Below are 25374 nucleotides of genomic sequence, written 5' to 3' on the forward strand. Positions count from 1 at the left end.
CAGCTGGGATCGGGTGAGGAGCGGAGTACCGCGACCGGGCGGGGGGTTGGACCCGGAAAAGGCCCGAACATCCAGTAGACAACGGTCTTCCGAGCTCGCCGCCGACGGGACGGAGCCGGTCCGAAGGGTGGCTCGGGCCTTTTCCGCGTCCCCCCAATATGCTGACCGCGAGGACCCTCAGTACCCAGCGGAAAGCGAGCATCCCACGTGGTTGCCGAGCAGAAGGGGTCGGAGCCAGCTCCGAGCCCCGAAAGACCCTCGCCGAACACCACGGCGCCGGAGTCCGAGGCGCGGGCCACGATGTGGTCCCCCCTGGCCCCGGGGCACCGCTGGGGACGCCTCGACCTCCTCTGGCGCACCCTGGCCGCCGCCGGAGCCGGCCTGGCCCAGCTCTTCGCGCTCCCGCCGTACGGCCTGTGGTGGCTCGGCCCTCTCAGTGCGGCCCTGCTCCTCCTGGCCGTGAGCGGGACGCGCATGCGGCGCGCCGCGTGGCTGGGCGCCCTGTCCGGCGCCACGCTCATGGTTCCGCTGGTCCACTGGCAGGACATCTTCGGCGTCGACGTGTGGCTGGCCGTCGCCGCCCTCGAGACCGCCTACTTCCTTCCGATGGCCATGGGGCTGTCCCTGGTCGCGCGGTTGCCCTACTGGCCGGTGTGGACCGCGGCCCTGTGGGTGGCCCAGGAGGCCGTGCGCGCCCGCTGGCCGCTCGGGGGGTTCTCCTGGGGCAAACTCGCCTTCGCCCAGCCGGACACCCCCTTCGTGGGCTACGCGGCCCTGGGGTCCTCCGCGTTGGTGTCCTTCGTCGTGGCCCTGACCGGGGCCATGCTGGTGTGGACGGTCCTGCGCGCCGTGACGGCCCGGGGGCGCGCCCGGGTGCTCCTTCCGGCCGTGGGCCTGGCCACCGGCGCGGCGATCGTCCTGGGCGGCCTCGTGGTCCCCGCGATCGGCCGCCCCGCCCCGCAGGAGACCGTCACCGTGGGCATGGTCCAGGGCAACGTGCCCAACGTCGGGGAGATCTCCATCCTCGGCGAACGCGCCCAGGTCCTCCACAACCACGCCGACGGCGTATCGGAACTGGCCGGGGCGGTCCGGGAGGGTGAGTACCCCCAGCCCGACCTCGTGCTCCTGCCCGAGAACGCCAGCGACATCGACCCCTTCCGCGACCCCGAGGCCGCGCGGATCATCGACGGCGCCGCCCAGGACGTGGGAGCGCCCCTGCTGTGGGGGCTGAGCCGGTTCAACGACGACGGCACACGCCACGTGCAGAGCCTCGTGTGGGACCCCGAGACCGGTCCGGGTGACGCCTACGACAAACGCCACCTCGTCCCGTTCGGCGAATACGTCCCCCACCGTGAGTTCTTCACCCGGTTCGTCTCCCGCCTGGGCCAGGTCAGCTCGGACGCCATTCCCGGAACCGACCCCGGCGCCCTGGAGATCGGCGGCACCACACTGGCCGTGGGCATCTGCTTCGACGTGGCCTTCGACTCGCCCGTGCGCGAGTCCGTGGCCGCGGGCGGCCAGATCATCGTGATCCCCACCAACAACGCCAACTACAACTTCACCGGGCAGACCCAGCAGCAGCTGGCCATCACCCAGCTGCGCGCCGTCGAGCACGGCCGGCCGGCCGTGGTGGTCTCCACCAGCGGTGTCAGCGCCGTCGTCGAGCCGAACGGCAGGGTGGCCTACGAGTCACCGGAGGCCGAGCGCGACATCAACGTCGCCGAGCTCACGGCCATGGAGGGCCCCACGGTCGCCACGCGGCTGGGCCCGGTCCCCGAGGCCCTGCTGGCGGCGCTCGGTCTGGGCGCGGTGGCCGCCTCGGTCATCGCCGCGCGCAGGGCCCGGGCCTGAACCCACGGCCCCGCCCGCCCGCCGGCCCGCTCCCCGTCGCGGGCCGGACCGGTGGCGTCCGACGCGGGTGGGAGCGCCCGGACCGGGAACCATTCACACAACAGGTACGTTCCTTCCAACAAGAGGAGACCCGACTCCGGCCCACGACACTGAGGATGATTCGCGATGCCGCTGCTGATGGTGCTGGCGCTGATGGCACTGCCCTTCCTTGAGGTGGGCCTGATGATCTGGGTCGGCGGACAGATCGGCGTGCCGTGGACGCTGGCCGCGCTGGTCTCGCTGATGGTCCTGGGCGTGGCCGTCCTGCGCCACACCGGCCGGGCCTTCCGCGAGGTCGTCCAGGAGGCCGACGAGGCCATGCGCACCGGTGAACAGCCGCGCAAGGGCCTGCTCGACCCCCTGATGCTCATGGCGGGCGGCATCCTGCTCGTCATCCCCGGCTTCCTCACCGCCGCGGTCGGTCTGCTGCTGGCCACCCCGGTCACCCGGCCGGCCCTGCGGTGGGTGTTCGCCGGTTGGGCGGCCCGCCGGATGAAGAAGATGCAGGAGCGCGTGAACGAGGAGTTCGCCGCCCGTGGCGCCACCATCCCGAACCAGGCCCCCTTCGGCCCCGGCGGCCCCGCGGGTTCCGGCACGCCCGGAAACCCGTTCGGCACCGCCCCCGGAAGCACCCCCGGCGCGGACGGCGGCGACCGCTCCGCCCCCAACCGCGGCCGCGTCATCCAGGGCCAGTTCGAGCCCGAGGACGACGACCGCCACTGACGCCCGTCAGGGACGCCCGGTGCCCGGTTCGGTCCCGGGCCCTTGGGTGACGGTCACGTAGGCGCCGACGATGCGGGCGATCACCGTGGTGAGGAACAGGGTCCCCGCCACCGCCTCGGCGGTGGCCAGCGACCGTGCCCACGGGGTGACCGGAACCAGGTCGCCGTAGCCCAGCGTGACCAGGGTGACGAAGCTCAGGTAGGTCAGGTCCTGCCAGTCCACCGCCGTTCCCGAGGACAGGGAGTCCTCGAAGGAGCCCGGCCACAGCGCCTCCACGATGCCGAACAGCGCCGCGAACACCCCGCCCAGCAGCAGGTAGGCGCAGACCGCCGCCATGATCAGCTGCGGGCCCGTCTCGCCCCTGTGCCGCCGCCGGTACGTGAACACGAACACGAGCAGCTTCAGGATCAGGTAGCCCTGGAACAGCACCACGGCGCAGAACAGCCCGAGACGTGCGGTGGGGACCGCGGGGTGCAGGGCCGCCCAGAACCCGGCGGCCAGGAACACCACGGACAGCACGGCCACGGGGACCAGGCGATGGCCCTCGTCCCGCACCACGCGCACGCCCAGGAAGACCACCGCCGGGTACAGCAGGACGTACAGCATCTCCCAGAGCTGTCCGCGCAACGTCAGCGGATACGCGAAGTGCAGCAGCGCCGAGGCGGCCAGGAACGCCGCCAGGGGGTGTGAGAGCCCCGGCCGACCACGCATGCACGCCCCTCCCCGTCCGCACCGACAGCGCCCCGGACGACGCCACCGGTCGCCGGGAGGCTAGCCCGGGCACCCGCGGGACAGTGTGAGGCGCGGGAGGTGTTTGCCCGACCTTTGAGCGCCGTCGGTACTCGGCAGACCCCTCGGCTGCGAGCATCCTCAGGGAGCGGGACCACCAGGGCCCGCAACCGAACACGGAGGAGCACCATGAGCACGAGCATCCCCGAGCCGGTCGCGTCGTTCATCGACAGGGTCAACGGCCACGACGAGCAGGGGTTCCTGGACGCCTTCACCCCGGACGGGGTGGTGGACGACTGGGGACGCGAGTTCCGGGGGCGCGAGGCCATCAAGCGGTGGAGCGACGTGGAGTTCATCGGTGCCCGGGGTGTGCTGGACGTGCGCTCGGCCGAAGCCACCGGGGACGGCGTCACCGTGGTCGGTGACTGGCGGTCCCAGCACGCCAACGGACTCAGTTCCTTCGCGTTCTCCGTCGAGGGTGACCGGATCGCCCGGATGACCATCCGGGAGGGGTGAGGGCGACACCTCGACCCTCAGAGGGCGGGATCGGGCCCCGCCACCGGCGCGTCCGGGGGCATATCGGACGACTCGATGGTCGGCGCACCGACACTGATCGTTTCGATCACTTTCGATCAGTGGAGGGTGCGACCGGCTTGCCGCCCCCGGACCGGGCCCGGTTCACAGGTCCGTCGCACGCCCGTGCAGCCGGGCGTGCAGCCCCCGGACCTCCTCGCTCAGGGAGTCCACCGGGCCCTCCACCGGAACCCCCGGAGCCACCTCGTCGACCGACAGCGCCCGCACCGGACCGGCGGGGACACCCCACTCCGCCAGCCAGGATTCCAACTGCTCCGACGAGCTGGCGTACACGATCCGCCCGAGTCCCACCCAGGCGTGGGCGGCGGAGCACATCGGACAGTGCTCACCCGAGGTGTAGACGGTCGCCGACGCGCGTGCGGCGGGGGACAGGTGTTCGGCGGCCCAGCGGGCGATCGCGAACTCCGGGTGCCGGGTGGAGTCACCCCCGGCCACGTGGTTGTGGTCCTCGAACAGCACCGTGCCGTCCGAGCCCACCAGCACGGAACCGAACGGCTCGTCGCCCGCGTCCAGCGCCTCAGCGGCCAGGTCGACCGCGCGCCGCAGGTGACGCAGGTCGGTCTCGTCCACCATCACGGGCTCCTTCGCTCGGGTTCGGCGCCACCGTATCGCGGGTCTCCGCCCGGCCGGAGAAACCACTGGCCGCCCCGGAGCGCGTGTGGCTACGCTGCGACCCATGCAGATCAGGATCCGGCCCTACGAACCCGGTGACCGCGAGACCGTGGTGGACATCGCCCTGCGCGCCTGGGAACCGGCCCACCGGTCCCTGGAACGGACCCTGGGCACGCGGCTCCACCGACAGGTCGTCGGTGACTGGCGCCGGGCGTACGCGCGCGACGTCCGGGCGGACCTGGACTCGGAGGAGGCGCACGCGTGGGTGGCGGTGGACGACCACGTGAGCGGGTTCGTGACCGTCCGGCTCGACCGCGAGGGCGGCACGGGTCTGGTCCACCTGCTGGGGGTCGACCCCGACCAGCAGGGGCGGGGCACGGGCACGGCGCTCACCGAGTTCGCCGTGGACCGTATCCGGGAGGAGGGTATGGCCGTCGCCGTGATCCGGACCGGCGGCGACGAGGCCCACGCCCCGGCACGGGCCGTCTACGAGAAGGCCGGGTTCGTGGCCTCGCCGGTGGTGCACTACTACCGGAGCCTGTGAGCCGTCACCGCCTGAGCGTGCGGGGTCGGCGTCCGGCGCGCATGCCGTTGGCGATGACCACCACCTCCGCCACCTCGTGCACCAGGACCACCGCCGCGAGGCCCAACACTCCGAACAGGGCCAGCGGCATCAGGACGACGATGATCGCCAACGACAGCCCGATGCTCTGCCACATGACGGTCCGGCAACGGCGGGCGTGGGCCAGTACCACGGGCAGGTGGCGCAGGTCCTCACCCATCAGGGCGACGTCCGCGGTCTCCACGGCCACGTCGGTGCCCATCGCCCCCATGGCCACGCCGAGGTCGGCACCGGCCAGGGCTGGCGCGTCGTTGACCCCGTCGCCGACCATCGCCACCGGCCCCCCGGCCCGCAGCTCACCGACCACCCGCGCCTTGTCCTCGGGCAGCAGACCGGCGTGCACCTGGTCCGGGTCGATCCCGACCTCGGCGGCCAGCGCCCGTGCAGTGACGGGGTGGTCCCCGGTCAGCATCGCCACCCGGTGGCCGGAACGCCGCAGCTCCGCGACCACCTCGGCGGCCTCGGGCCGTGGTTCGTCCCGGACCGCGAGGGCACCCGCCACGGCGCCGTCCTCCTCCACCACGACCACGGTGGCCCCCGCGTCCAGCAGCCGCTCGACCTCGCCAGCGAGGGGACCCGGGGTCACCCAGCCGGGACGGCCCAGACGTACCTCCGCGCCCTCCACCCGGCCGGTCAACCCGTGGCCGGGCACCGCACGGACGTCGTCCGCCGGAGGAGGCGCGGGGTGCGCGGCCAGCACGGCGCGGGCCAGCGGGTGCTCGCTGCGCGCCTCCAGCGCCGACGCCAGGGCCAGGACCCGCTCCCGCGTGTGCCCGGGGGCGGGTGCCACCTCCACCACAGCTGGCGCGTTCCGGGTGAGGGTGCCGGTCTTGTCCAGGGCGACCACCCGGACCCCGCCCATCGCCTCCAAGGCGGCACCGCCCTTGACCAGCGCGCCCTGGCGTGAGGCCGCGCCGACGGCGGCCACCACGGTCACCGGTACGGAGATGGCCAGCGCGCAGGGTGAGGCCGCCACCAGCACGACCAGAGCGCGTTCGATCCAGGTCAGGGGGTCGCCCATGAGTGACCCGAGCACCGCCACCAAGGCGGCCACGACCATCACCCCGGGGACCAGGGGGCGGGCGACCCGGTCGGCCAGCCGCTGCCCCTGACCCTTGCGGGCCTGTTCGGCCTCCACGACGCGCACCACGCGTGCCAGGGAGTTGTCCTCGGCATCGGCGGTCACGGTGATCTCCAGCGGGCCCGTTCCGTTGACCGATCCGGCGTACACGGCGTCGCCGGGACCCGCCTCCACGGGCACGGACTCCCCGGTGATGGCCGAGGTGTCCAGGCTGGTGTGTCCGGAGTCGATCACGCCGTCGGTGGCCAGTCGCTCGCCCGGACGAAGGACGAGGGTCTGCCCGGGCCGGAGTTGGTCGGGGGAGACCGTGTGTTCGACCCCGTCGCGCAGGACGGTCGCCCGCGCGGGCACCAGGTCCAGCAGGGCGCGAAGGCCGCGTCGGGTACGGGCGACGGCGTACCCCTCCAGGCCTTCGGCGATGGTGAAGAGCACAGCCAGCATCGCCGCCTCTCCGACCTCGCCCAGGGCCACGGCCCCGAAGGCGGCCAGGGTCATGAGGGTGCCCACGCCGATCCGGTTCCGGAGCGGCCCCGGCCCGAACAGGCGGCGCAGGGTGGCGGGGACGAAGGTCCAGCCCGCGACCACCAGGGCCGCGGACTTCAGGAGGAGGGGGAGTGCGTCGGGGGCCCCGGACCAGCCCGCGGCGTACCCGGCGAGGAGCAGGGGCGCGGCGACGGCGGCGAAGCGGATCTCGGAGACCTGCCGGAGCCGGGTGGGCTCCCCGGGTTCGGTCGTCCGCTCGGGAGCGGCCGGGGCGTCGCCGCAGCAGGTGTCACTCACCGTGCACCGTCGCCGCTGTCGGTTCCGTAGGTGGGGCACAGGGCGACGGCGTTGCCCGTCGCTGCCAGGAGCGTCTCGGCCGCCGCGAGCAGGTTGATCAGTTCGGGGCGGCTGAGCGAGTAGAACACCTGGCGTCCCTGGGGGCGGCCGTCGACCAGTCCGCAGTCCCGCAGGCACGACACGTGCTTGGAGACCGTGGACTGGGCCAGGCCCAGCTGGTCCACGAGGTCGGTCACACGTGCCTCGCCCCGCGCCAGGCGCTGCACGATCGCCAGGCGGGTCCCGTCGGAGAGGCTGTGGAAGAGGGCCTCGGCCGCGTCCAGTCCGGAGCCCGCGCAGGCCCCCTCCACGTCTTCATTGATCGTCATTCGACGATCATATTCGATTTTGGCGATGAATCAACAGGGTCTCTTCCGCGGTCCCGCGGTCACACGCGCTCGGCCGCCGCTCTCGAAGCGGCCAGTGTCTGGGAGATCTTCGCCGCCAACCGAGCCGAGGGCACGTCCGTGTGGGGCCGCCACGCGAGCGCGTCGGAGGCCCCGCCCCTCGCGGGCACGGTGGCGGCCGTCGCCCGGTACAGGTACAGGAACGTGAAGTGCACGTGTTCGGGCTCCCCCCGGTCCGGGTCCTCCGGTACACGGTGGACGTCCAGGTCCAACGGGAGCGCGTGCGCGTCCGACCCCGCCCGTGTGACCTCGATCCGCTCGGGGGCCAGGCCCGTGGACTCCGTCAGGCGCCCCAGCGACGCCTCGTCCAGCGCACCGTCCTCGGTGGTCAGGTGCCCGCCCGGCAGGAACCAGGGGCCCTGTTCCCCCTCCCGGACCATCAGCACCCGCCAACACGGGTCGAGCACGACGGCCCCGGCGGTCACGTGTCCCACGCGGAACTCCTTGGGAGAGGACAGCTCGTGCCCGCCGTCCAGGGCCCGCACCAGGGGGCCGGCCGCGTCGACTTCCTTGGGGAAGCGCTCCAGATAGCCGTCCAGCACGGCGCGGATGTGCGTGTTGGGGATGCTCAATGTGGCTCCTGTCGATCCGGACACGTGGCGCACCCAGGATCGCGGCTCGGCACCGGCCCTGAACAGTTCCCACGCTGACCGGCCCCGAGGTGGTACCCGAACCCCCGCTAGGCGGCGGCGCGGCTCGTCATCCGGTCGTCCACGACACGGATCACCGTGATCACCGCGATCGCCACCCCCGCCACCGCCAGCCCGGTCAGGACCTTGGTCGGATCGCTCACGTCGAGGTCGAAGAACCAGCGGCCCCACGGTGTCACCATGGCCAGGGTCAGCAGACCCACCATGGTGCCGACCAGCGCCACCTTCCACCACACGTACGGCTTGGCCACCAACAGCAGCACCCACAGCGTGGTCGCGCACAGGGTGATGACCACCGCCGTGCGGTCCGCCGGGTCCGGGACCGTGCGCCCACCGAGCACCAGCAGGTAGGTCGTCACCGCGGCCAGCCCCGCCACCAGCCCCGAGGGGATCGCCAGCCGCAACGTGCGCAGGACGAACCCCGGCCGGGCGATGTCGGTGTTGGGCGCCAGGGCCAGGAAGAACGAGGGGATGCCGAAGGTGACCGCGTTGATCAGCGTGGCGTGTCGAGGGAAGAACGGGTAGGCCACCGCCAACAGGCCCACGATGATCGCCAGCGTCATCGTGTACACGGTCTTGGTCAGGAACAGGCTGGCCACTCGCTCGATGTTGCCGATCACCCGGCGGCCCTCGGCCACCACTCTGGGCAGGACGGCGAAGCGGTTGTCCAACAGGACCAGCTGGGCGACCGAACGCGAGGCGGGGCTGCCCGAACCCATCGCCACGCCGATGTCGGCCTCCTTCAGGGCCAGCACGTCGTTGACGCCGTCACCGGTCATCGCCACCGTGTGCCCGCGGTCGCGCAGGCCGCGGACCATGTCGCGCTTGCGTTCGGGGGTGACCCGGCCGAACGCCGAGCGGCGCTCCACCTCCCGCGCCATCCGCTCCGGCTCCTCGGGCAGGTCCCGGGCGTCCATGGGACGGTCGGCCCCGGGCAGCCCCAGCTCGCGGCCGACCGCGCCCACGGAGGCGGCGTGGTCGCCGGAGACGATCTTGACGTCCACGCCCTGGTCGGCGAAGTAGTCCAGGGTCGGCCGGGCGTCCTCGCGCACCCGCTGGTCCAGCACCACCAGCGACACCGGCTCCACCGTCCCCGGAGCGAACTCGTCGTCCACCCGGACCGAGGCCCGCGCCAGCAGCAGGACCCGCAGCCCCTGGGCACCCAGACGGGCCGCCTCCGCGGCGGCGGGTGAGTCCGGTTCGGCCAGGACGTCGGCGGCACCGAGCACCCAGTGCCCCTCACCCGACGGAGTCAGCAGGCTCGCCCCGCTCCACTTGCGAGCGGAGGAGAAGGGGGCCAGCGCGGTCACGGTCCAGTCCGGGGCCTCCCGCCCGCCGGCCGCGCACCCCTCGGCGATCGCGGCCATGCTCGGGTTCGGGTCCGGGTCGCTCGCGGCCAGCGCGGCCAGCACCAGGGTGGGGGACTCCGACGAACCGCCCAGATCACGGATCTCCGCGAGCTTCATGCCGACCTCGGTCAGCGTGCCGGTCTTGTCCGTGCACACCACGTCCACCCGAGCCAGGCCCTCGATCGCGGGCAGCTCCTGCACCAGGCAACGGTGGCGACCCAGCCGGATCACCCCCACCGCGAAGGCGATGCTCGTGAGCAGGATGAGGCCCTCGGGGATCATCGACACCAACGCCGCCACCATGCCGCGCAGGGCGTCGGCCAGCGGCCCCGGGACACCCCCGGAATCCGCCTGGTCCAACGCGACCTGACCGTTCATGAACAGCTGGCTGTAGACCAGCAGGGCGCCGATCGGGAAAAGGGCGTAGGTGATCCAGGTGAGGATCGTGTTGATCCCCGACCTCAGCTCCGACCGCACCAGCGAGAACCGGCTCGCCTCCTCGGCCAGCCGTGCCGCGTACGCGTGCCGTCCCACCTTCGTCGCCCGGAAGCGCCCGGCCCCGGCCACCACGAAGCTGCCCGACATCACCGTGTCACCGGGCTGCTTGAGCACCGGGTCGGCCTCTCCGGTGAGCAGCGACTCGTCGACCTCCAGGCCCCCGGCCCAGGTCACGACGCCGTCCACCACCACCTGGTCGCCGACTCCGACCTCCAGGACCTCGTCCAGGACGATCTCCTGGGTGGCCACCCGCACCGTGGCGCCGTCGCGCACCACCCGGGGGCGCGCGGCGTTGACGATCGCGAGCTTGTCCAGGGTGCGCTTGGCACGCAGCTCCTGGACGATGCCGATCAGCGTGTTGATCACGATGACCAGTGCGAAGAGGCCGTCCTGCACGGGCCCGATCACCGCGATGACCGAGAACAGGACGGCGATCATCGCATTGATGCGGGTGAAGACGTTCCCTCGGATGATCTGTCCGACACTGCGGCTCGCCCGGACGGGGACGTCGTTGGTCCGCCCGCCCGCGACGCGCTCGGCGACGTCCTCACTGGACAACCCCTTCTCCGGGGGCGGACCCAGGAGGACGGACCGGCCCGACACGGGCTCGGCCGGGAGCGGACCCAGTGGGGACCGGTCGGTTTCTTCGGGCACGGAGGGCTCCTGGTTGGCGAAGGAGGGCGAAGGGGGACCGGAACGGCGAAACCCCCGCTCAAACGGCCCCGGCGTCAACGCACACAAGACTAGGGAGCCCCCAGAGTAGAAGAGCACACCCCGGCCGCGCCGTAGTGCCCGGCCGACTCCTCGCCCTGGGGCCAGCACCACCCTGACCAGGGATCGTGTCCCCAGGGGGCGCGCACGGGGCTTCGCGTCGTAGAGTCCTTGGCAAGGGACCCGAACGCGTGGGAGACAACGAGATGTGCACGGTGATCGTCGGTTTCGATCCGGACGCCAGGACACCGCTGGTCGTCGCCGCACTGAGGGACGAGATGCGCTCACGCCCGTGGTCCTGGCCCGCGCCGCACTGGCCCCAGCGCCCCCACCTCGTCGGCGGTCGGGACCAGCTCGCCGGAGGAACCTGGCTGGCCGTGGATCCCCACAAGCGACGGATGGCCGCCCTGCTCAACGGCTGGCCGTGGGACGGGACGATGCCGTGGGAGGGCACCTACCCCGCGAGCAGGGGTGACCTGCCGCTCAGGGCCCTGTCCACCCAGCGCGATCCCCTCGCTGGCGAGGACCCCACCCGCTACGCGCCCTTCCACCTGCTCGACGCCGACGCGCACAGCGCGACCCTGTACAGCTGGGACGGGCGGTGTATGGACATCCGCTCCCTTCCCCGAGGCGTGACCACTCTGGTCAACACGGGCCTGGACCCCGCAGATCCCCGCGCCGCCCGGCACACCCCGGAGTTCGCCCGCACCCGTCCCGACCCGGACCTGCCCGAGGCGACCACCCCGGAGGAGATCTGGGGCGAGTGGCCCGCGCTCATCGCCAAGGCGGCCCACGAGCGGCCCCGGTCGGCGGGCACCACTCCCGGAGGGGACCCCACGGGCCTGATCGCCCACGCGGACCTGGGTGACGGCCAGGTGTGGGCCACCGGCTCCGTCACCCTGGTCGCCCTGGACCGCGACACGGTGCGCTACGCCTTCACCGACACCCCCGCCGCCCCCGAACCGTGGAAGATGATCGACGTCCCGGAGTGAGCGGGGGACCCCGTGGTGCGGGTGTCCCGGGCCGACACGAAAGTCGTACGACCCCGCCCAGGGGGGCGGGGCCGCACGCGTGGAGCCGGGTGTCAGGCCATCAGGAACGCCAGCAGCGCGAGGAGCGTCACCGAGGTGAAGGCGGTCAGTGCGACGAGGGCGTCGCCGCGGAAGCGCTCGGCGTCGCCGGAGGTGAGGGGGCCGGGATCGGTCTGGTTCACGGTCCCCTCCTGGCGTGCCCTCGGCCGGGTCTCCGAAGAACCTAGTCCAGGGAGTACACGCGGACGTAGTCCACGCGCATCTCCTGGGGGAGCTGGGTCGTTCCGTCCGGGTAACCGGGCCAGTCGCCGCCCACGGCCACGTTGAGGATCATGAAGAACGGCTGGTCGAACACCCACGGGTTCCCCCCGGTGTCCGCCGCTGTGTAGGTCTGGTAGGCGACGCCGTTCACCGACCACGTGATCGAGCCCGGCCGCCAGTCCACGGCGAACGTGTGGAAGGTGTCGGCGAACGACCACCCCTGCGGGTGCATGTAGGAGCCGGTCAGCGGGTTGCCGCCGAAGTAGCCGGGCCCGTGCAGGCTGCCGTGCACCAGGTGCGGTTCGCGGCCGATGTTCTCCATGATGTCGATCTCGCCCGAGTCCGGCCACGGTGTGTTCGGGAAGTTCGAGCCCAGCATCCAGAAGGCGGGCCAGATGCCCTGGCCGCGCGGGATCTGGATGCGCGCCTCGACCCGGCCGTACTGGGGCTGGACCTTGTTCTGGGTGGTCAGGCGGGCGGACGCGTAACCGCCGTGGGCCTCCTGGCGGGCCGTGATCACGAGGTGGCCGTTACCGTCGAGGGCGGAGTTGGCACGGCTGTCGGTGTAGTTCTGGAGCTCGTTGTTGCCCCAGCCGTGGTCACCTGTCTCGTGGTTCCAGTTCGCGGGGTTGGGGGCGCTTCCGGCGGCGCCGTTGAACTCGTCGGACCACACGAGCGTGGCCCGCATGTCGGACTCCGTGGTGGACGCTGAGGCGGTGGTGGGGGAGAGCAGGGCCGCGGCGGTGATGACCGCCATGAACAGGGCGCGGTGCATGGGCTACTCCGGGGGGAAGCCCCACAGGGGCGGTGGAGTACCGGGTCCGACACGCGTGTCGCGACCCAGTGTGGTCACCTTGTGACCATTGGTGTTGAAAAGTTACTGTACGTTTAGTGGTTCGGAAGCACAAGACCGGGTTCTCGGGGTTTTCCCAGAAGTTTTTCGAAAGCGCGTCATAGGCGCCGTGGTGGATCGTCTCCTCCAGGAAAGACGTTCGACGATCCACCGAGGAACCCACATGCTGAGCGCCCACGCCATCCCCTCGCCCCTGTTCGACCCCGCTGACCTGGTGGGGCAGTGGGTCCGGGTGAAGGAGGACGGCACCGTCGGGCTGCTGACCTCCGCCGACCACGCCGGCTGGTCGCTGCGTACGCCGACCGGCGTCCTCTCCGGCCGCGGGCGTCTGGCCGCCGAGCCGGTGACCCGCCGGGCCGAGGCCGGACCGGTCCGCCGCCGCCTGCGCGCGGTCATGGACGACCCCGCCTTCCCGGGCGTCGCTGACCTGGACCTTCTCGACCTCCAGCTGGCCGCCCACCCGTGATGGCCGGTGCGTCGTGCGCCCTCGGTCAGCCGTCGTCTGTCTAGGGTGGAGGAGCGAGGTCGAGGGCACACCGCGGCGTGAGCCATGACCTAAGGAATGCGTAAACCCCCTGCGTGATCGCGGCGTCTCTCTGAGAGACGGCGCATTCGCCGTCGGACACGCGTGGAACGCACGCGTACACGGCAGGGGGCACCACCATGGGCCGAAGCGGCAACCTCATCGAATCCGGAGCGTACTGGCTGCTCTACATCGTCTCCTTCAGTGGCGCCCTCCTGCACTGGCGTCTGGGCAACGAACTCCTCGCGACCCTGTGCGGAGGGACCGCCCTCCTCAGCGTCCTGCTCATCGGACGGGTCAGGATCTTCGCCGCGCCACAGGAGCGGTGACCGGTATTCCCGCCCCACCTGGGGAAATCATCACCTCCCACCCCACCCGCTATCTGTGCGTTTGTCGCGTGCACGTGCGGATAGGCTTCCCGGTATGCGTTCATGGTCTGCGCCTGACATCGTCCCCCTGCCGGGTTCCGGCGGCCCTCTCCGTATCCACGACACCGCCACCGGACGGATAAGGACGACCACGCCGGGCTCCACCGCGGGTATGTACGCCTGCGGCATCACCCCCTACGACGCCGCCCACCTGGGGCACGCCTTCACCTACCTGACCTTCGACCTGGTCAACCGCGTGTGGCGGGACGCCGGGCACGACGTCAACTACGTCCAGAACACCACCGACATCGACGACCCCCTGCTGGAGCGGGCCGAGGCGACCGGCGTCGACTGGCGCGACCTCGCCCACCGGGAAATCGACGTCTTCCGTGAGGACATGGCGGCCCTGTCGATCCTCCCGCCCACGTCGTACGTGGGCGTCGTGGAGTCCGTCGACCTCATCAGCGAGCTCGCCGTCCGCATCCGCGAGACCGGCGCCGCGTACGAGGTGGACGGCGACCTCTACTTCTCCGTCGAGGCGGCGTCGAAGTTCGGCGAGATCAGCAACCTCAGCCGCGAGGAGATGCTCGACCTCTTCGGCCAGCGTGGCGGTGACCCGACGCGCGCGGACAAGAAGGACCCCCTCGACTGGCTGCTGTGGCGCGCCGAGCGCCCCGGCGAACCCGCGTGGGACAGCCCTCTCGGGCGCGGCCGTCCCGGCTGGCACATCGAGTGCAGCGCCATCGCCCTGGACCGGCTCGGCCCCTCGTTCGACATCAACGGCGGCGGCAGCGACCTCATCTTCCCGCACCACGAGATGGGCGCGGCCGAGACCCGTTGTGCCACCGGTCAGCCCAACGCCCACAACCACCTGCACGTGGGCATGGTCGGTCTGAACGGCGAGAAGATGTCGAAGTCGCTGGGCAACCTGGTCTTCGTGTCCAAGCTGCGCCAGGAGGGTGTGGACCCGGCCGTCATCCGGCTGGCCATGCTCGACCACCACTACCGCGCCCCGTGGGAGTGGACCGACGCCGAGCTGCCCGCCGCGACCGAGCGCGCCGGGCGCTGGCGTGCGGCGGTGGCCCTCGGCGCGGGTCCGGACGCGGCCCCCGTGCTGGCCGCTGTGCGTGCCGCGCTCGCCGAGGACCTGGACTCCCCGTCGGCGCTCGCGGCCGTGGACGCCTGGGCGACCACCGCGCTGACCCAGGGCGGCACCGACACCTCCGCCCCCGGTCTGGTGCGCACCACCGTGGACACCCTGCTCGGCGTCGTGCTCTAGGCGACCGCCGCCCACGGTATCCTCACACCTCCGTGCCCGTTCCCGTCCGGTTCGTCAGGGACGGGCACGGAGCCTCTTTCTCAGCCCCTGGGCCGCGGCACCCCCGGCCCCGTGGGGGCGGTGAAGTCGGGGAACCGGACCGTCTCCGCGTCCGGGAGCAGCCGCACCACCGGGACGCCGTTGACGGGGTCGGACCCGATCCGCTCGTAGGCCTCGGAACCCTCCACGTCGTGACCGAGACCGCGCATCAGTTCGGCGGCCGCGACCGGGTGCTGTTGCGCGTAGTGGGCGAGCACCCGCCCCGACTCCCCCGGGGGGAGCGGTTCGGCGACACCCCTGCGGCGCTGGTTGCCGACCTGGAACAGGACCCGCGGTTCCGCCCGGATGTTGCGGAACCACTGGGACCGGTCCCCGTAGCCTGAGGCCACCAGCATCGCCCCGGTGGCGTCGTTGCGGCCCACCACCTCGAGGACCGCCTGGCGTGCCCGGCCGGTGGTGCGCCCCCGGTGCGTGAGCAGGACGAAGCGCTCGCCCAGGAGCGCGCCCAGGCCCAGCCGGTAGATCCAGATCGGGGCGCGGTACAGCGCGCGCCCGAGTGGGTCGCGCGGGGGTTGGGTGAACGTCATGGCGGCCTCCTGACCTGGGGTTCCAGCGCCCGAGTGTAGTGATCCGCCCGGCACCGGGGCTGGGACGCCACGCCAACGGTCGGTGCCCGCTGCCAGGATGCGGCCATGGACACCAGAGCTGACACCCTCCGCTCGACCGACTGGTCGAGGACCTTCCACGCCCACGGTCAGGCCACCGACGCACCGGAGGTCCTCGCTGGTCTGCTCTCCGCAAAGGGGGAAGAGCGGGCGGAGGCGCTGGCCTATCTGAACGGTGTGATCCTGCACCAGGGGACCGTCTACCCGGCGACCCCGCCCGCGGCCCTGTTCGTCGCCGGCCTCCTGGCGGACCCCGTGGGAGACCTCCCGGTGTCGGATCCGCTGGGTGGGGCCGCCGGTGCTCCCTCCGACCCGCTCCGTCCGCACTTGCTCGGGTTCCTCGCCGACGTGGCCCGCGCGGTCACGGAGGTGTCCGCCGGGCGGTCGCTCGCCCACATGATCGAACTCGCGGACCCGGGGGAGCAGCGGGACGAACTCGACGCGCTCCTGACCCGGATGGCCCGAGGCGACACGGAGGGGGACGAGGGTCTGTGGGAGGACCCGCTCCTGGACACCGTGTTCCACGCCGCCCTCCGGGACCTGCACCTGGCCGCGCCCGCGCTGCTCGGAGCGGTGCGGCCGCTGCTCACGCACGCGGACGGCCGGGTGCGTCAACAGGCGGTGACGGCCAGCGGCGCGCTGAGCCGTCTGGGGGAGGGGCCGGAGGTGGACCTGTCCGGCGCCGCCGACCTCGCCGAGAACCGGGACCAGGGGGCGGCGATCGTCCTCGCCCTGGTGGAGGGCGGCCGGGACACCTCCGCCTTCCTCACCCACCCCGACCAGGCCATTCGAGCCTGCGCCGCGCTCTCGGAGCACCTGGAGGATGATCCCGTCGCCCTCGGAGAGCTCCGGACGGCGCTGGCCGATCCGAGCGCCGCCGACTCCTGGTTCCAGGACCGCCCCGGCTTCTTCCCCGGCCACGTACGGTCCTCCCTGGTCGACGCCCTGGTGGCCCGCTCCGGCCCCGGGGACGCGGCCGACCTCCTCCCGGTCTTTCGGGCCCTGGCGGGTGTGGCCAGCGTGTTCACCTCCGAGTCCGACCTGGCCGGTCTGCTCCGCCTGGCCATGGGTGTCACGGAGGAGACGACCGTGCCCGGCGTCGTGAGCCCCACCGACCTCCAACGCGCCTACCTCCGGGCGGTGGCCGACAACGACCGCCTCTGGAGTACCGGCGTCGCCAGCCTCTCCCCCGTCCTCCACGGACTCGGCCTTCCCTCGGACCGCGAGGCGTTGGCCGCGCTCGCCGCGAACCCCTGACCGCCCGTCCGGGAGGGCCCGCGTCGCACCCGTCGGGACGTCCGTCTGCTGGGGGTGGGAGAGGGGGCGGAGAGGTGCATGGTGCGCTTGTCCGACAACATCCGTTTCGGTGGAGATCGTGGTGACCACCTGTGGCCACGACATCGCCGAATCGACACCACCGTCGGGCGGGCCGTGATGGGATGGCGGCCATGACCACGACCACGACCAGTACCCCCACCCGGCCCAGCGCGGCGGCGGAACTCATCGCCGACTTCGTCTCGACCGGCGGCAGCCTCACCGATCGCGCCGACCTGGCCCGCTTCCTGAGGGAGCACCGACTCGTCACCGAGGGCGCCATCCCCATCACCCTCGCCGACCTGGACGAGGCCATCACGCTGCGCGACGGGATCCGTGCCCTGCTCGACCGGGGGACCGCCCCCGACCCCGAGACCCTGGGACGCGCCCAGAAGGTCCTGGACGGGCTGCGCGTCACCGTGCGGTTGGAGCCCGCAGAACAGGCCGAGTCCCCGCTGGCGCCCGCCGTCGTCGACGAGGTCCGTCGCGGACTGGCCCGGATCGCCGGGGCGTGGGCCGCCGTCCTCGCCACGGGGGAGTGGCGCCGCCTGCGCCTGTGAACCCCGACCGCCCCGGCCACGCCCGGCCGGGGCGGTCCCCGGCTCAGCTGAACAGCGCGGCCAGCGGCCCCCTCCGAGGACGCCGCTCCCGACGCTGCTCCAGGAAGGCCTCCCACTGCGCGGTCACGTCCTCCAACCCGTAGTCGGAGGCCGAAGCCAGCGCCTGGGCGCCCATGCGGTGGCGTTCCTCCCGGTCCGCCACCAGGCGGTTGAGCGCCGCCCCCAGTGCCTCGGTGTCCTGGGGCGGCACCAGGAGGCCGTTACGGCCGTGGTCGATGATCTCCCTGGGGCCGTGGGGGCAGTCGAAGCTCACCGCGGGGACCCCCACGGAGAACGCCTCGATGATGGTCATCCCGAACCCCTCCACCCGCGAGCTCACCGCCAGCATCGAGGCCTTGGACAGCTCGCCGAGCATGTCGGTGGTCCGGCCCATGATGCCGACGTTGTTCTCCAGGCCGAGCCGCCGCACCGTCTCACGCAGCTCCTCGTCCCGGTCGCCGCCGCCGTGGATGTGCAGCCGCCACTCAGGATGCTCCGCCGCCACGTGGGCGAACGCCTCGACCAGCAGCGGGTACTGCTTGACCGGGGAGAACCGTCCGGCGGCCGCGATGATCGGCTCGTCCAGGGTGGCCCGGGGCGGCTCGCCCGGCTCCAGTGCGTTGGGCAGCGCGGTCAGCCATTCCTCGGGCGAGCCGAGCAGCTCCGCGTAGGCGGCGCGGTCGGTCTCGGTGAGCACGCTCAGCCCGCCGAGCTTCGGGTACACCTTGGTGATGGCCGTGCGCACCTTGGCGTTGTGCTCGCCCAGGTTGAGGTGCTCCTGTCCGATGGTCAGGACACGCGCCGGAGCCCACTCCGCCAGGAGCAGGTTGATCCCGGGGCGGGTCCCGATCACCACGTCCGCCTTGGTGGTGCGCAGGTAGCGCCGCAGCCCGGTGACCGCCTCCGGGGTGTAGTTCTTGTTCCGGCGCCGCTCGGGTTCGGGCACGATCCGCTCGGCCTGCTGGTGCCAGTGGTCCATGACCCGTTTTCTGGGAAGTCTGATCCGCGACTCGTCCGTGTCGTCGCTCAGTGGAACCAGGCGCACGTTCTCGTCGGGCGTGAAGAACGGTCTCCGGCGTTTGCGGACCAGGCTCACGATCTCGACCTCATGGTGTGCCGACAACCCCCGTGCCAGGTTGTGCACGGTCCGGACCGTTCCACCCATGGCGTAGCCGTTGGCGATGACGAAGGCGATCCTCACAAGTAGCCCCAGACCCCACCCCGCGCGGTCGGGACGGGCACTTGTCCCAGGCCTCGGAGGACGGCGACCCCACCCGGTCCCGGAGAGCGCGTACCCCCGTAACACGCACTCCGGGCCACTGGCCCAGTTCCCCCGATCCGCGAGCCATCATTCGCAAGATAGCTATATCGGCATAAAGGCGCGGTAACAGAAAAGCTGGACTTCCAGACGGTTCGGGGTCCCCGGAGTCAGCTGTCGTCGCGACGGCGCAGGTAGCGCTCGAACTCCTGGGCGATGGCGTCACCGGTGGCCTCGGGGAGATCCACCGTGTCCTTGGCCTCCTCCAGCCCGCGAACGTAGGAGGCGATGTCCTCGTCCTCGGCGGTGAGGTCGTTGACGCTCGCCTCCCAGGACACGGACTCCTCGGGCAGGTCGCCCAGGGGGACCTCGGTCTCCGCGAAGTCCTGGACCCAGCCCAGGAGGGCCAGTGTCGCCTTCGGGCAGGGAGGCTGCGCCACGTAGTGCGGGATGGCCGCCCACAGCGACACCGTCTCCACGCCGACGGCACTGAACGTCTCGTGCACGGCGCCGACGATTCCGGTCGGCCCGGAGTAGGTGGCGGCCTCCAGGCCGTAGCGGGTGCCCAGCTCCGGCGGCGAGCACATCCCCGTCACCGGGATGGGGCGGGTGTGCGGTGCGTCGGCGAGCAGCGAGCCCAGGATCACGGCGCGCCGGACCCCCAGCTCACGCGCGATGGCCAGCAGGTCAGCCGTGTAGGAGCGCCAGCGCATGTTCGGTTCGGGCCCGCTGACCAGAACGACGTCGCGGCGCGCACCCGGGGGGCGCACCACCCGCACACGGGTGGTGGGCCACTCCATCTCGGTCAGCGTGCCCTCGGTCACCGTCATCCTCGGCCGGGTGACCTGGAAGTCGTAGTAGTCGTCCGGGGCCAGGGCGCACAGCTCCGGGGCGTCCCACTGTTCGGACAGGTGCGACACGGCGAGGCTCGCGGCCTCCCCGGCGTCGTTCCATCCCTCGAACGCCGCCACCATGACAGGCTCGACGAGCTCGCGGTCGAGCTGGATCATGGACGGCCCCTTCCTGGACGCGGACCACACCACCCTATGGGGTGCCGAGGTGAGCGAGAAACCGTTGTCCGGGGACGGTGAACGCTGGCCCCACGCGCAACTTTGGGACGCCTGTCTCACGTGGCGAAACGCCGATGAGGTAGCCTCGCGACCAGCGACTGACCGGGACACCGCCGTCCCCAGACGCCGACCCCGCCCCGCCTCGCGCCGCGGGTCCGCCCAGAGCCGCAGGTCCCCGTGCCAAGCATCACCGGGATCGAGCTGGGCTCCCGCGGGGCCCCGAGACTAGAGTTGCTGAACATGAGAGATCGACGGACGTTCCGTGAAGCACTGTCCCAGCGAGTAATCGTCGCGGACGGGGCGATGGGCACCATGTTGCAGGCGCACGATCTCGACCTCGACCAGTTCGAGGGCCACGAGGGCCTCAACGACATCCTCAACCTGACCCGGCCCGACATCGTCCGGGACACCCACGCCGCCTTCTTCGAGGCCGGTTCCGACTGTGTGGAGACCAACACCTTCTCCGCCAACTACGGCGGCCTCTACGAGTACGGCATCGAGGACCGCACCTACGAGATCGCCGAGGCCGGGGCGCGCATCGCCCGCGAGACCGCCGACGCCCACTCCACGCCCGACCAGCCCCGTTACGTCCTGGGCTCGGTCGGTCCCGGAACCCGGCTGCCCACCCTGGGCCACGCCCCCTACTCGTTCCTGCGCGACTACTACGAGCGGGCCGCGCACGGACTCATCGACGGCGGCTCCGACGCCATCCTCATCGAGACCTGCCAGGACCTGCTCCAGGTCAAGGCCGCCGTGGTCGGCGCCAGGCGGGCCCGCGCGTCCCTGGGCCGGGACGTGCCGATCATCGCCCAGGTCAGCATCGAGACCAACGGCACCATGCTCATGGGATCGGAGATCGGCGCCGCCCTCACCGCCCTGGCCCCGCTGGACATCGACGTCATCGGCCTGAACTGCTCCACGGGGCCCGCCGAGATGAGCGAGCACCTGCGCTACCTGTCGCACCACTCGCCCATCCCCATCTCCGTGATGCCCAACGCGGGCCTGCCCGAGCTGGGTCCCAACGGGGCGGTCTACAACCTCACCCCGGCGGAACTGGCTGACGCCCACGACACCTTCACCGCGGAGTTCGGGCTCAGCCTGGTCGGCGGCTGCTGCGGGACCACCCCCGAGCACCTGCGCCAGGTCGTCGAACGGGTCCAGGGCCGGGGTCGGAAGACCCGCAGGCCGCTGGTCGAGGCGGCCGCGTCCTCCCTGTACCAGAGCGTTCCCTTCCGCCAGGACTCCAGTTACCTGGCGGTCGGCGAGCGGACCAACGCCAACGGCTCCAAGAAGTTCCGCGAGGCCATGCTGGCCGAGGACTGGGACGCCTGCGTGGAGATCGCCCGCGACCAGATCCGCGACGGCGCCCACGTGCTGGACCTCAACATCGACTACGTGGGCCGTGACGGCGTGCGCGACATGCGCGAGCTCGCCTCGCGCCTGGCCACCGCCTCCACCCTGCCGCTCATGCTCGACTCCACCGAGCCCGACGTCCTGGAGGCCGGGCTGGAGGCCCTGGGCGGGCGCGCGGTGGTCAACTCGGTCAACTACGAGGACGGCGACGGCCCCGACTCCCGCTTCACCCGCATCATGCGGCTGGTCCAGGAGCACGGCGCGGCCGTGGTCGGCCTGTGCATCGACGAGGAGGGCCAGGCCCGCACCGCCGAATGGAAGGTCCGGGTGGCCAGCCGCCTGATCGACGAGATCACCGGCGACTGGGGCCTGAACACCGGCGACATCGTCATCGACTGCCTCACCTTCCCCATCACCACCGGGCAGGAGGAGACGCGGCGCGACGGCATCGAGACCCTGAACGCCATCCGCGAGCTCAAGGCCCGCTACCCGGAGGTGCAGACCACCCTGGGTCTGTCCAACCTGTCCTTCGGCGTCAACCCGGCCGCACGGATCGTGCTCAACTCGGTGTTCCTGCACGAGGCCGTCCAGGCGGGCCTGGACTCCGCGATCGTGCACGCCTCCAAGATCGTGCCGATCAACCAGATCCCCGAGGACCAGCGCAAGGTGGCGCTCGACCTCGTCTTCGACCGGCGCGAGGGCGACTACGACCCCCTGTCGGAGTTCATCGACATGTTCCAGGGCGTCGACGCCAAGGCGATGAAGGCCTCCCGCGCCGAGGAACTGGCCGCCCTCCCGCTGTGGGAGCGCCTGGAGCGCCGGATCATCGACGGTGAGCTCACCGGGATCGAGGCCGACCTCGACGAGGCGCTCGCCGAGCGCCCCGCCCTGGCCATCGTCAACGACACCCTCCTGGAGGGCATGAAGACCGTCGGCGAGCTGTTCGGCTCCGGCCAGATGCAGCTGCCCTTCGTCCTCAAGTCCGCGGAGGTCATGAAGAACGCGGTCGCCTACCTCGAACCGCACATGGAGAAGAGCGACGACGACGGCAAGGGCCGCATCGTGCTCGCCACCGTCAAGGGCGACGTCCACGACATCGGCAAGAACCTCGTGGACATCATCCTCTCCAACAACGGCTACGAGGTGGTCAACCTCGGTATCAAGCAGCCGGTGTCGGCGATCCTGGAGGCTGCCGAGGAGAAGCGGGCCGACGTGATCGGCATGTCCGGACTCCTGGTCAAGTCCACCGTGATCATGAAGGAGAACCTGGAGGAGATGAACTCCCGGGGCATCTCCGAGCGCTTCCCGGTGCTCCTGGGCGGCGCCGCGCTCACCCGCTCCTACGTGGAGCAGGACCTGGCCGACATGTTCGGCGGCGAGGTGCGCTACGCCAAGGACGCCTTCGAGGGCCTGCGCCTGATGGACACCTTCATGGCGGTCAAGCGCGGCGAGGAGGGCGCCAAGCTCCCCGAACTGCGCCAGCGCCGGGTCCGACGCGGGGCCACCCTCAAGGTCACCGAACCCGAGGAGATGCCCGCCCGCAGCGACGTGTCCACCACCAACCGGGTGCCCACCCCGCCGTTCTGGGGAGACCGGATCAGCAAGGGCATCCCGCTGGCCGACTACGCCGCCTTCCTCGACGAGCGCGCCACGTTCATGGGGCAGTGGGGACTCAAGGCGTCCCGTGGCGGCAACGGCCCCAGCTACGAGGAGCTGGTGGAGACCGAGGGCCGTCCGCGCATGCGGATGTGGCTGGACCGCATCCAGACCGAGGGCCTGCTGGAGGCGGCGGTCGTGCACGGCCACTTCCCCTGCTACAGCGAGGGCGACGACCTGGTCGTGCTGGACGAGGACGGGTCCACCGAACGCACCCGCTTCACGTTCCCGCGCCAGCGCCGGGACCGGCACCTGTGCCTGTCCGACTTCTTCCGGCCCAAGGAGTCCGGTGAGCTGGACGTGGTCTCCTTCCAGGTGGTGACGGTGGGCGCCGCGATCAGCCGGGCCACCGCGGAGCTCTTCGAGAAGAACGCCTACCGCGACTACCTGGAGCTGCACGGGCTGTCGGTGCAGCTCACCGAGGCCCTGGCCGAGTACTGGCACACCCGGGTCCGTGCCGAGCTGGGCTTCGCGGGGGAGGACCCCGCCGAGCTGGACGCGTTCTTCAAGCTTGGCTACCGGGGCGCCCGCTTCTCGCTGGGGTACGGCGCCTGCCCGGACCTGGAGGACCGGGCCAAGATCGTGCGGCTGCTGGCACCCGAGCGGGTGGGGGTGTCGTTGTCCGAGGAGTTCCAGCTCGTTCCCGAACAGGCCACCGACGCGATCGTCATCCACCACCCAGAGGCGACATACTTCAACGTCTGACCAGCCGAGGCGTGGGCCCCGCCGGTGTCCGACACCGGCGGGGCCCTCCCCATGGGGGTCAGCACCACCGGCCACCACGCCACGAGTCGAGATGAGCGAATTGAGCACAGTGAGTTCCGAACTGACCGAGACCGACGCCCCGGTGGAACGCCGTCTCCAGGCCGTCCTGCTGGACATGGACGGCACCCTCATCGAGAGCGAGCACCTGTGGGGTGAGGCGGAGGCCGAGCTGGTCGCCGAACTGGGCGGCGAGTGGACCGAGGTCGACCACGAGGCCAACGTGGGCAACGCCGCCGAACCGGTGGGCCGCTACATCATCGAGCTGACCGGGGCGGACCACCTCACGCCCCGCCAGGTGGCGGACATGCTCTACGACCGCTTCCGCACCAAGTTGGAGGGCGGGGCCGATCTGCGACCCGGCGCCAAGGAACTGGTGACGATGCTCGCCGACGCCGGTGTCCCGGCGGTCCTGGTCACCTCCACCGAGCGCACCCTGATCGAGACGGCCATCGGCGGTATCGGCCTGGAGAGCTTCGTGGACTCGGTCGCGGGGGACGAGGTGGACGCCAACAAGCCCCACCCCGACCCGTACCTGAGGGCCGCCCGCCGCCTGGGCGTGGACCCGAGGCGCTGTGTGGCCGTGGAGGACTCGGTCGTGGGGGTGACCTCGGCCGCCGACGCCGGGTGCGTCACCGTCGCGATCCCCAACCACGTGGAGATCGCGCCTCGTGAGGGCGTGGTCTTCAGGGACAGCCTGGTCGGGGTCGACCTGGCGTGGCTGGAGTCGTTGGTCTCCGAAGCCTGAGCCCGGGGCAGGCCCGCGGACCCCCGTCCTCCCCGTGGCGCCCGCCGCCTCGCGGGCGCCCGATCCCTTGGTGACCCGCTCGGGGATGGGTAGCGTGGGGGAGAGGTGCCGGGCGGTACGGCCCCGACCGCCGTCCTCCGTACTCCGTCGGCGGACGCCCTAGGGGATCGGCCGGATGTGCGTTGGGACGCGGGATGGGAGACTGGTCGCATGCCTGAGACTTTGAGTGAGAACGTCGGTATGGGGCTGGGGGCGGCCCTGACGGCGGTCGGTTTCGTCATCTCCTACTTCGTGTGGCGGAGGAAGGGCGCGGCCTACGGCCTGCGCGGCGTCGCCTGGTCGCTGTTGCCCGTGATCGCGGGCCTCCTCCTGCTGATGGACGTGGTGTTGCAGTTCGTCCTCGGTGTGCTCGGCATCCTGCTGACCATGGCCTTCAAACTCCAGTCGTGGGTCGGCCTCGGGCTCGCCGTGCTGATGGTGGTCCTGTACGTGGTCTCGGGCTTCATGAAGTCCAAGGGCATCGGGGTCAAGCCCGGTGCGCGGCCCGAGGACAGGGCGCGGGCCAGGACCGAGGGCGGTGACGCCCCCGCGGCGGGTGCCGCGCCGCCTCCGGCGGGCCAGGTCGGTGCCCCGAAGCAGGCCAAGGCACCCGCGGCCGACGACGACTTCGATGACATCGAGGCGCTGCTGCGCAAGCGCGGCATCGAGTAGCCCACCCCCTTCTCCGACGACGAGGGCGGTCCCGCGAAGGCGGGGCCGCCCTCGTTTCTGTGTGCGGAGGAGGAGTGACGCGGGCTCCTGTGTCGCAGGACTCACTCCACGGTGGCCTGGTTCACTTTGGGGAATCCCGTGGATACTCACGGTTTCATAGCACTTGCCATAGAACCCCGGTATCGGCGAGGTTTGCGCT

24 protein-coding genes are annotated in these 25374 nt (G+C 71.7%); 13 read left to right on the plus strand and 11 right to left on the minus strand.

The annotated features are described in order from the left end of the window. The first annotated feature begins 207 nt into the window (after window positions 1-207). Together lnt and D452_RS0114350 are read left to right on the plus strand one after the other, a co-directional pair. On the plus strand, window positions 208-1851 hold the full coding sequence (lnt, locus tag D452_RS0114345; protein ID WP_026129310.1) for an apolipoprotein N-acyltransferase: 1644 nt from the start codon (window positions 208-210) through the stop codon (window positions 1849-1851). Between the two features lie 165 nt (window positions 1852-2016). Continuing rightward, the gene (locus tag D452_RS0114350; protein WP_017544846.1) at window positions 2017-2613 is read left to right on the plus strand and encodes an FxsA family protein; all 597 of its coding nucleotides are present in this window, start codon (window positions 2017-2019) and stop codon (window positions 2611-2613) included. Between the two features lie 6 nt (window positions 2614-2619). On the opposite strand, the gene D452_RS0114355 is transcribed toward D452_RS0114350, so the two are convergent. After that, the gene (locus tag D452_RS0114355; protein ID WP_017544847.1) at window positions 2620-3324 is read right to left on the minus strand and encodes a potassium channel family protein; all 705 of its coding nucleotides are present in this window, start codon (window positions 3322-3324) and stop codon (window positions 2620-2622) included. A gap of 207 nt (window positions 3325-3531) precedes the next feature. Between D452_RS0114355 and D452_RS0114360 the strand changes: the two genes are divergently transcribed. Beyond that, window positions 3532-3858 (plus strand): nuclear transport factor 2 family protein, encoded by a 327-nt coding sequence (locus D452_RS0114360; RefSeq protein ID WP_017544848.1) that lies wholly within the window; start codon window positions 3532-3534, stop codon window positions 3856-3858. 162 nt (window positions 3859-4020) lie between these two features. Here the strand turns inward: D452_RS0114360 and D452_RS0114365 are convergent, their stop codons facing one another. Continuing rightward, complete coding sequence (locus D452_RS0114365; RefSeq protein WP_017544849.1) at window positions 4021-4509, minus strand: nucleoside deaminase; 489 nt, start codon at window positions 4507-4509, stop codon at window positions 4021-4023. A 103-nt stretch (window positions 4510-4612) separates the two neighbouring features. On the opposite strand from D452_RS0114365, the gene D452_RS0114370 reads away from it, so the two are divergent. Beyond that, entirely contained in the window at window positions 4613-5092 is a 480-nt protein-coding gene (locus D452_RS0114370; protein ID WP_017544850.1) for a GNAT family N-acetyltransferase, read from the plus strand. A gap of 4 nt (window positions 5093-5096) precedes the next feature. Here D452_RS0114370 and D452_RS0114375 read toward each other — a convergent pair whose 3' ends face one another. The 4 genes from D452_RS0114375 to D452_RS0114390 all read right to left on the minus strand — a co-directional run bounded on the left by D452_RS0114375 (window position 5097) and on the right by D452_RS0114390 (window position 10628). Next, window positions 5097-7031: a heavy metal translocating P-type ATPase gene (locus D452_RS0114375; RefSeq protein ID WP_017544851.1), complete on the minus strand. Its 1935-nt coding sequence runs from the start codon at window positions 7029-7031 to the stop codon at window positions 5097-5099. Further along, window positions 7028-7399 (minus strand): ArsR/SmtB family transcription factor, encoded by a 372-nt coding sequence (locus tag D452_RS0114380; RefSeq protein WP_017544852.1) that lies wholly within the window; start codon window positions 7397-7399, stop codon window positions 7028-7030. Before D452_RS0114380 ends, D452_RS0114375 begins: the two co-directional genes overlap by 4 nt. Window positions 7400-7458: 59 nt before the next feature. Beyond that, window positions 7459-8049 carry an NUDIX domain-containing protein gene (locus D452_RS0114385; protein ID WP_017544853.1) on the minus strand — a complete coding sequence of 197 codons (591 nt, stop codon included), beginning with the start codon at window positions 8047-8049 and terminating at the stop codon, window positions 7459-7461. 107 nt (window positions 8050-8156) lie between these two features. Beyond that, window positions 8157-10628 carry an HAD-IC family P-type ATPase gene (locus D452_RS0114390; RefSeq protein WP_017544854.1) on the minus strand — a complete coding sequence of 824 codons (2472 nt, stop codon included), beginning with the start codon at window positions 10626-10628 and terminating at the stop codon, window positions 8157-8159. Between the two features lie 263 nt (window positions 10629-10891). Between D452_RS0114390 and D452_RS0114395 the strand changes: the two genes are divergently transcribed. Then, window positions 10892-11677 carry an NRDE family protein gene (locus tag D452_RS0114395; protein WP_026129311.1) on the plus strand — a complete coding sequence of 262 codons (786 nt, stop codon included), beginning with the start codon at window positions 10892-10894 and terminating at the stop codon, window positions 11675-11677. 92 nt (window positions 11678-11769) lie between these two features. Here the strand turns inward: D452_RS0114395 and D452_RS31705 are convergent, their stop codons facing one another. Continuing rightward, on the minus strand, window positions 11770-11898 hold the full coding sequence (locus D452_RS31705; protein WP_017544856.1) for a hypothetical protein: 129 nt from the start codon (window positions 11896-11898) through the stop codon (window positions 11770-11772). Between the two features lie 41 nt (window positions 11899-11939). Beyond that, entirely contained in the window at window positions 11940-12752 is an 813-nt protein-coding gene (locus D452_RS0114405; RefSeq protein ID WP_017544857.1) for a glycoside hydrolase family 16 protein, read from the minus strand. A gap of 241 nt (window positions 12753-12993) precedes the next feature. Between D452_RS0114405 and D452_RS0114410 the strand changes: the two genes are divergently transcribed. The 3 genes from D452_RS0114410 to mshC all read left to right on the plus strand — a co-directional run bounded on the left by D452_RS0114410 (window position 12994) and on the right by mshC (window position 15000). Beyond that, window positions 12994-13296, plus strand: a complete 303-nt coding sequence (locus D452_RS0114410; RefSeq protein ID WP_017544858.1) for a hypothetical protein — start codon at window positions 12994-12996, stop codon at window positions 13294-13296. Between the two features lie 197 nt (window positions 13297-13493). Next, on the plus strand, window positions 13494-13682 hold the full coding sequence (locus tag D452_RS0114415) for a hypothetical protein (protein ID WP_017544859.1): 189 nt from the start codon (window positions 13494-13496) through the stop codon (window positions 13680-13682). A 94-nt stretch (window positions 13683-13776) separates the two neighbouring features. After that, the gene (gene mshC / locus D452_RS0114420; RefSeq protein ID WP_083927524.1) at window positions 13777-15000 is read left to right on the plus strand and encodes a cysteine--1-D-myo-inosityl 2-amino-2-deoxy-alpha-D-glucopyranoside ligase; all 1224 of its coding nucleotides are present in this window, start codon (window positions 13777-13779) and stop codon (window positions 14998-15000) included. A gap of 80 nt (window positions 15001-15080) precedes the next feature. Here mshC and D452_RS0114425 read toward each other — a convergent pair whose 3' ends face one another. Continuing rightward, entirely contained in the window at window positions 15081-15626 is a 546-nt protein-coding gene (locus tag D452_RS0114425; protein WP_017544861.1) for a nitroreductase family deazaflavin-dependent oxidoreductase, read from the minus strand. A 105-nt stretch (window positions 15627-15731) separates the two neighbouring features. Here D452_RS0114425 and D452_RS0114430 point away from each other — a divergent pair, with 105 nt between their 5' ends. Together D452_RS0114430 and D452_RS0114435 are read left to right on the plus strand one after the other, a co-directional pair. After that, window positions 15732-16961, plus strand: a complete 1230-nt coding sequence (locus D452_RS0114430; RefSeq protein ID WP_017544862.1) for a hypothetical protein — start codon at window positions 15732-15734, stop codon at window positions 16959-16961. Window positions 16962-17152: 191 nt separating this feature from the next. Then, a complete protein-coding gene (locus D452_RS0114435) occupies window positions 17153-17578 on the plus strand; it encodes an ABATE domain-containing protein (RefSeq protein WP_026129312.1) in 426 nt (141 codons plus the stop codon). 43 nt (window positions 17579-17621) lie between these two features. Here the strand turns inward: D452_RS0114435 and D452_RS0114440 are convergent, their stop codons facing one another. After that, window positions 17622-18818, minus strand: coding sequence for a glycosyltransferase family 4 protein (locus tag D452_RS0114440; protein WP_017544864.1), 1197 nt, complete (start codon window positions 18816-18818; stop codon window positions 17622-17624). Between the two features lie 227 nt (window positions 18819-19045). Next, window positions 19046-19885, minus strand: coding sequence for a PAC2 family protein (locus tag D452_RS0114445; RefSeq protein WP_017544865.1), 840 nt, complete (start codon window positions 19883-19885; stop codon window positions 19046-19048). A gap of 300 nt (window positions 19886-20185) precedes the next feature. Between D452_RS0114445 and metH the strand changes: the two genes are divergently transcribed. From metH to D452_RS0114460, 3 genes are all read left to right on the plus strand, one after another. After that, a complete protein-coding gene (gene metH, locus D452_RS0114450) occupies window positions 20186-23659 on the plus strand; it encodes a methionine synthase (protein WP_083927527.1) in 3474 nt (1157 codons plus the stop codon). Window positions 23660-23750: 91 nt separating this feature from the next. After that, complete coding sequence (locus D452_RS0114455) at window positions 23751-24464, plus strand: HAD family hydrolase (RefSeq protein ID WP_040693832.1); 714 nt, start codon at window positions 23751-23753, stop codon at window positions 24462-24464. Window positions 24465-24674: 210 nt separating this feature from the next. Beyond that, window positions 24675-25175, plus strand: a complete 501-nt coding sequence (locus D452_RS0114460; protein WP_233515704.1) for a cellulose synthase — start codon at window positions 24675-24677, stop codon at window positions 25173-25175. Window positions 25176-25374: the final 199 nt, after the last annotated feature.

The organism is Nocardiopsis prasina DSM 43845 (genome assembly GCF_000341265.1).
Classification (GTDB): domain Bacteria; phylum Actinomycetota; class Actinomycetes; order Streptosporangiales; family Streptosporangiaceae; genus Nocardiopsis; species Nocardiopsis prasina.

Coding starts and splice junctions, on each gene's coding strand:
- D452_RS0114350 (WP_017544846.1), top strand. CDS start 2,017: ATGCCGCTGCTGATGGTGCTGGCGCTGATGGCACTGCCCTTCCTTGAG.
- D452_RS0114355 (WP_017544847.1), bottom strand. CDS start 3,324: ATGCGTGGTCGGCCGGGGCTCTCACACCCCCTGGCGGCGTTCCTGGCC.
- D452_RS0114360 (WP_017544848.1), top strand. CDS start 3,532: ATGAGCACGAGCATCCCCGAGCCGGTCGCGTCGTTCATCGACAGGGTC.
- D452_RS0114365 (WP_017544849.1), bottom strand. CDS start 4,509: ATGGTGGACGAGACCGACCTGCGTCACCTGCGGCGCGCGGTCGACCTG.
- D452_RS0114370 (WP_017544850.1), top strand. CDS start 4,613: ATGCAGATCAGGATCCGGCCCTACGAACCCGGTGACCGCGAGACCGTG.
- D452_RS0114380 (WP_017544852.1), bottom strand. CDS start 7,399: ATGACGATCAATGAAGACGTGGAGGGGGCCTGCGCGGGCTCCGGACTG.
- D452_RS0114395 (WP_026129311.1), top strand. CDS start 10,892: ATGTGCACGGTGATCGTCGGTTTCGATCCGGACGCCAGGACACCGCTG.
- D452_RS0114405 (WP_017544857.1), bottom strand. CDS start 12,752: ATGCACCGCGCCCTGTTCATGGCGGTCATCACCGCCGCGGCCCTGCTC.
- D452_RS0114410 (WP_017544858.1), top strand. CDS start 12,994: ATGCTGAGCGCCCACGCCATCCCCTCGCCCCTGTTCGACCCCGCTGAC.
- D452_RS0114415 (WP_017544859.1), top strand. CDS start 13,494: ATGGGCCGAAGCGGCAACCTCATCGAATCCGGAGCGTACTGGCTGCTC.
- mshC (WP_083927524.1), top strand. CDS start 13,777: ATGCGTTCATGGTCTGCGCCTGACATCGTCCCCCTGCCGGGTTCCGGC.
- D452_RS0114425 (WP_017544861.1), bottom strand. CDS start 15,626: ATGACGTTCACCCAACCCCCGCGCGACCCACTCGGGCGCGCGCTGTAC.
- D452_RS0114430 (WP_017544862.1), top strand. CDS start 15,732: ATGGACACCAGAGCTGACACCCTCCGCTCGACCGACTGGTCGAGGACC.
- D452_RS0114435 (WP_026129312.1), top strand. CDS start 17,153: ATGACCACGACCACGACCAGTACCCCCACCCGGCCCAGCGCGGCGGCG.
- D452_RS0114445 (WP_017544865.1), bottom strand. CDS start 19,885: ATGATCCAGCTCGACCGCGAGCTCGTCGAGCCTGTCATGGTGGCGGCG.
- metH (WP_083927527.1), top strand. CDS start 20,186: ATGAGAGATCGACGGACGTTCCGTGAAGCACTGTCCCAGCGAGTAATC.
- D452_RS0114455 (WP_040693832.1), top strand. CDS start 23,751: ATGAGCGAATTGAGCACAGTGAGTTCCGAACTGACCGAGACCGACGCC.
- D452_RS0114460 (WP_233515704.1), top strand. CDS start 24,675: ATGCCTGAGACTTTGAGTGAGAACGTCGGTATGGGGCTGGGGGCGGCC.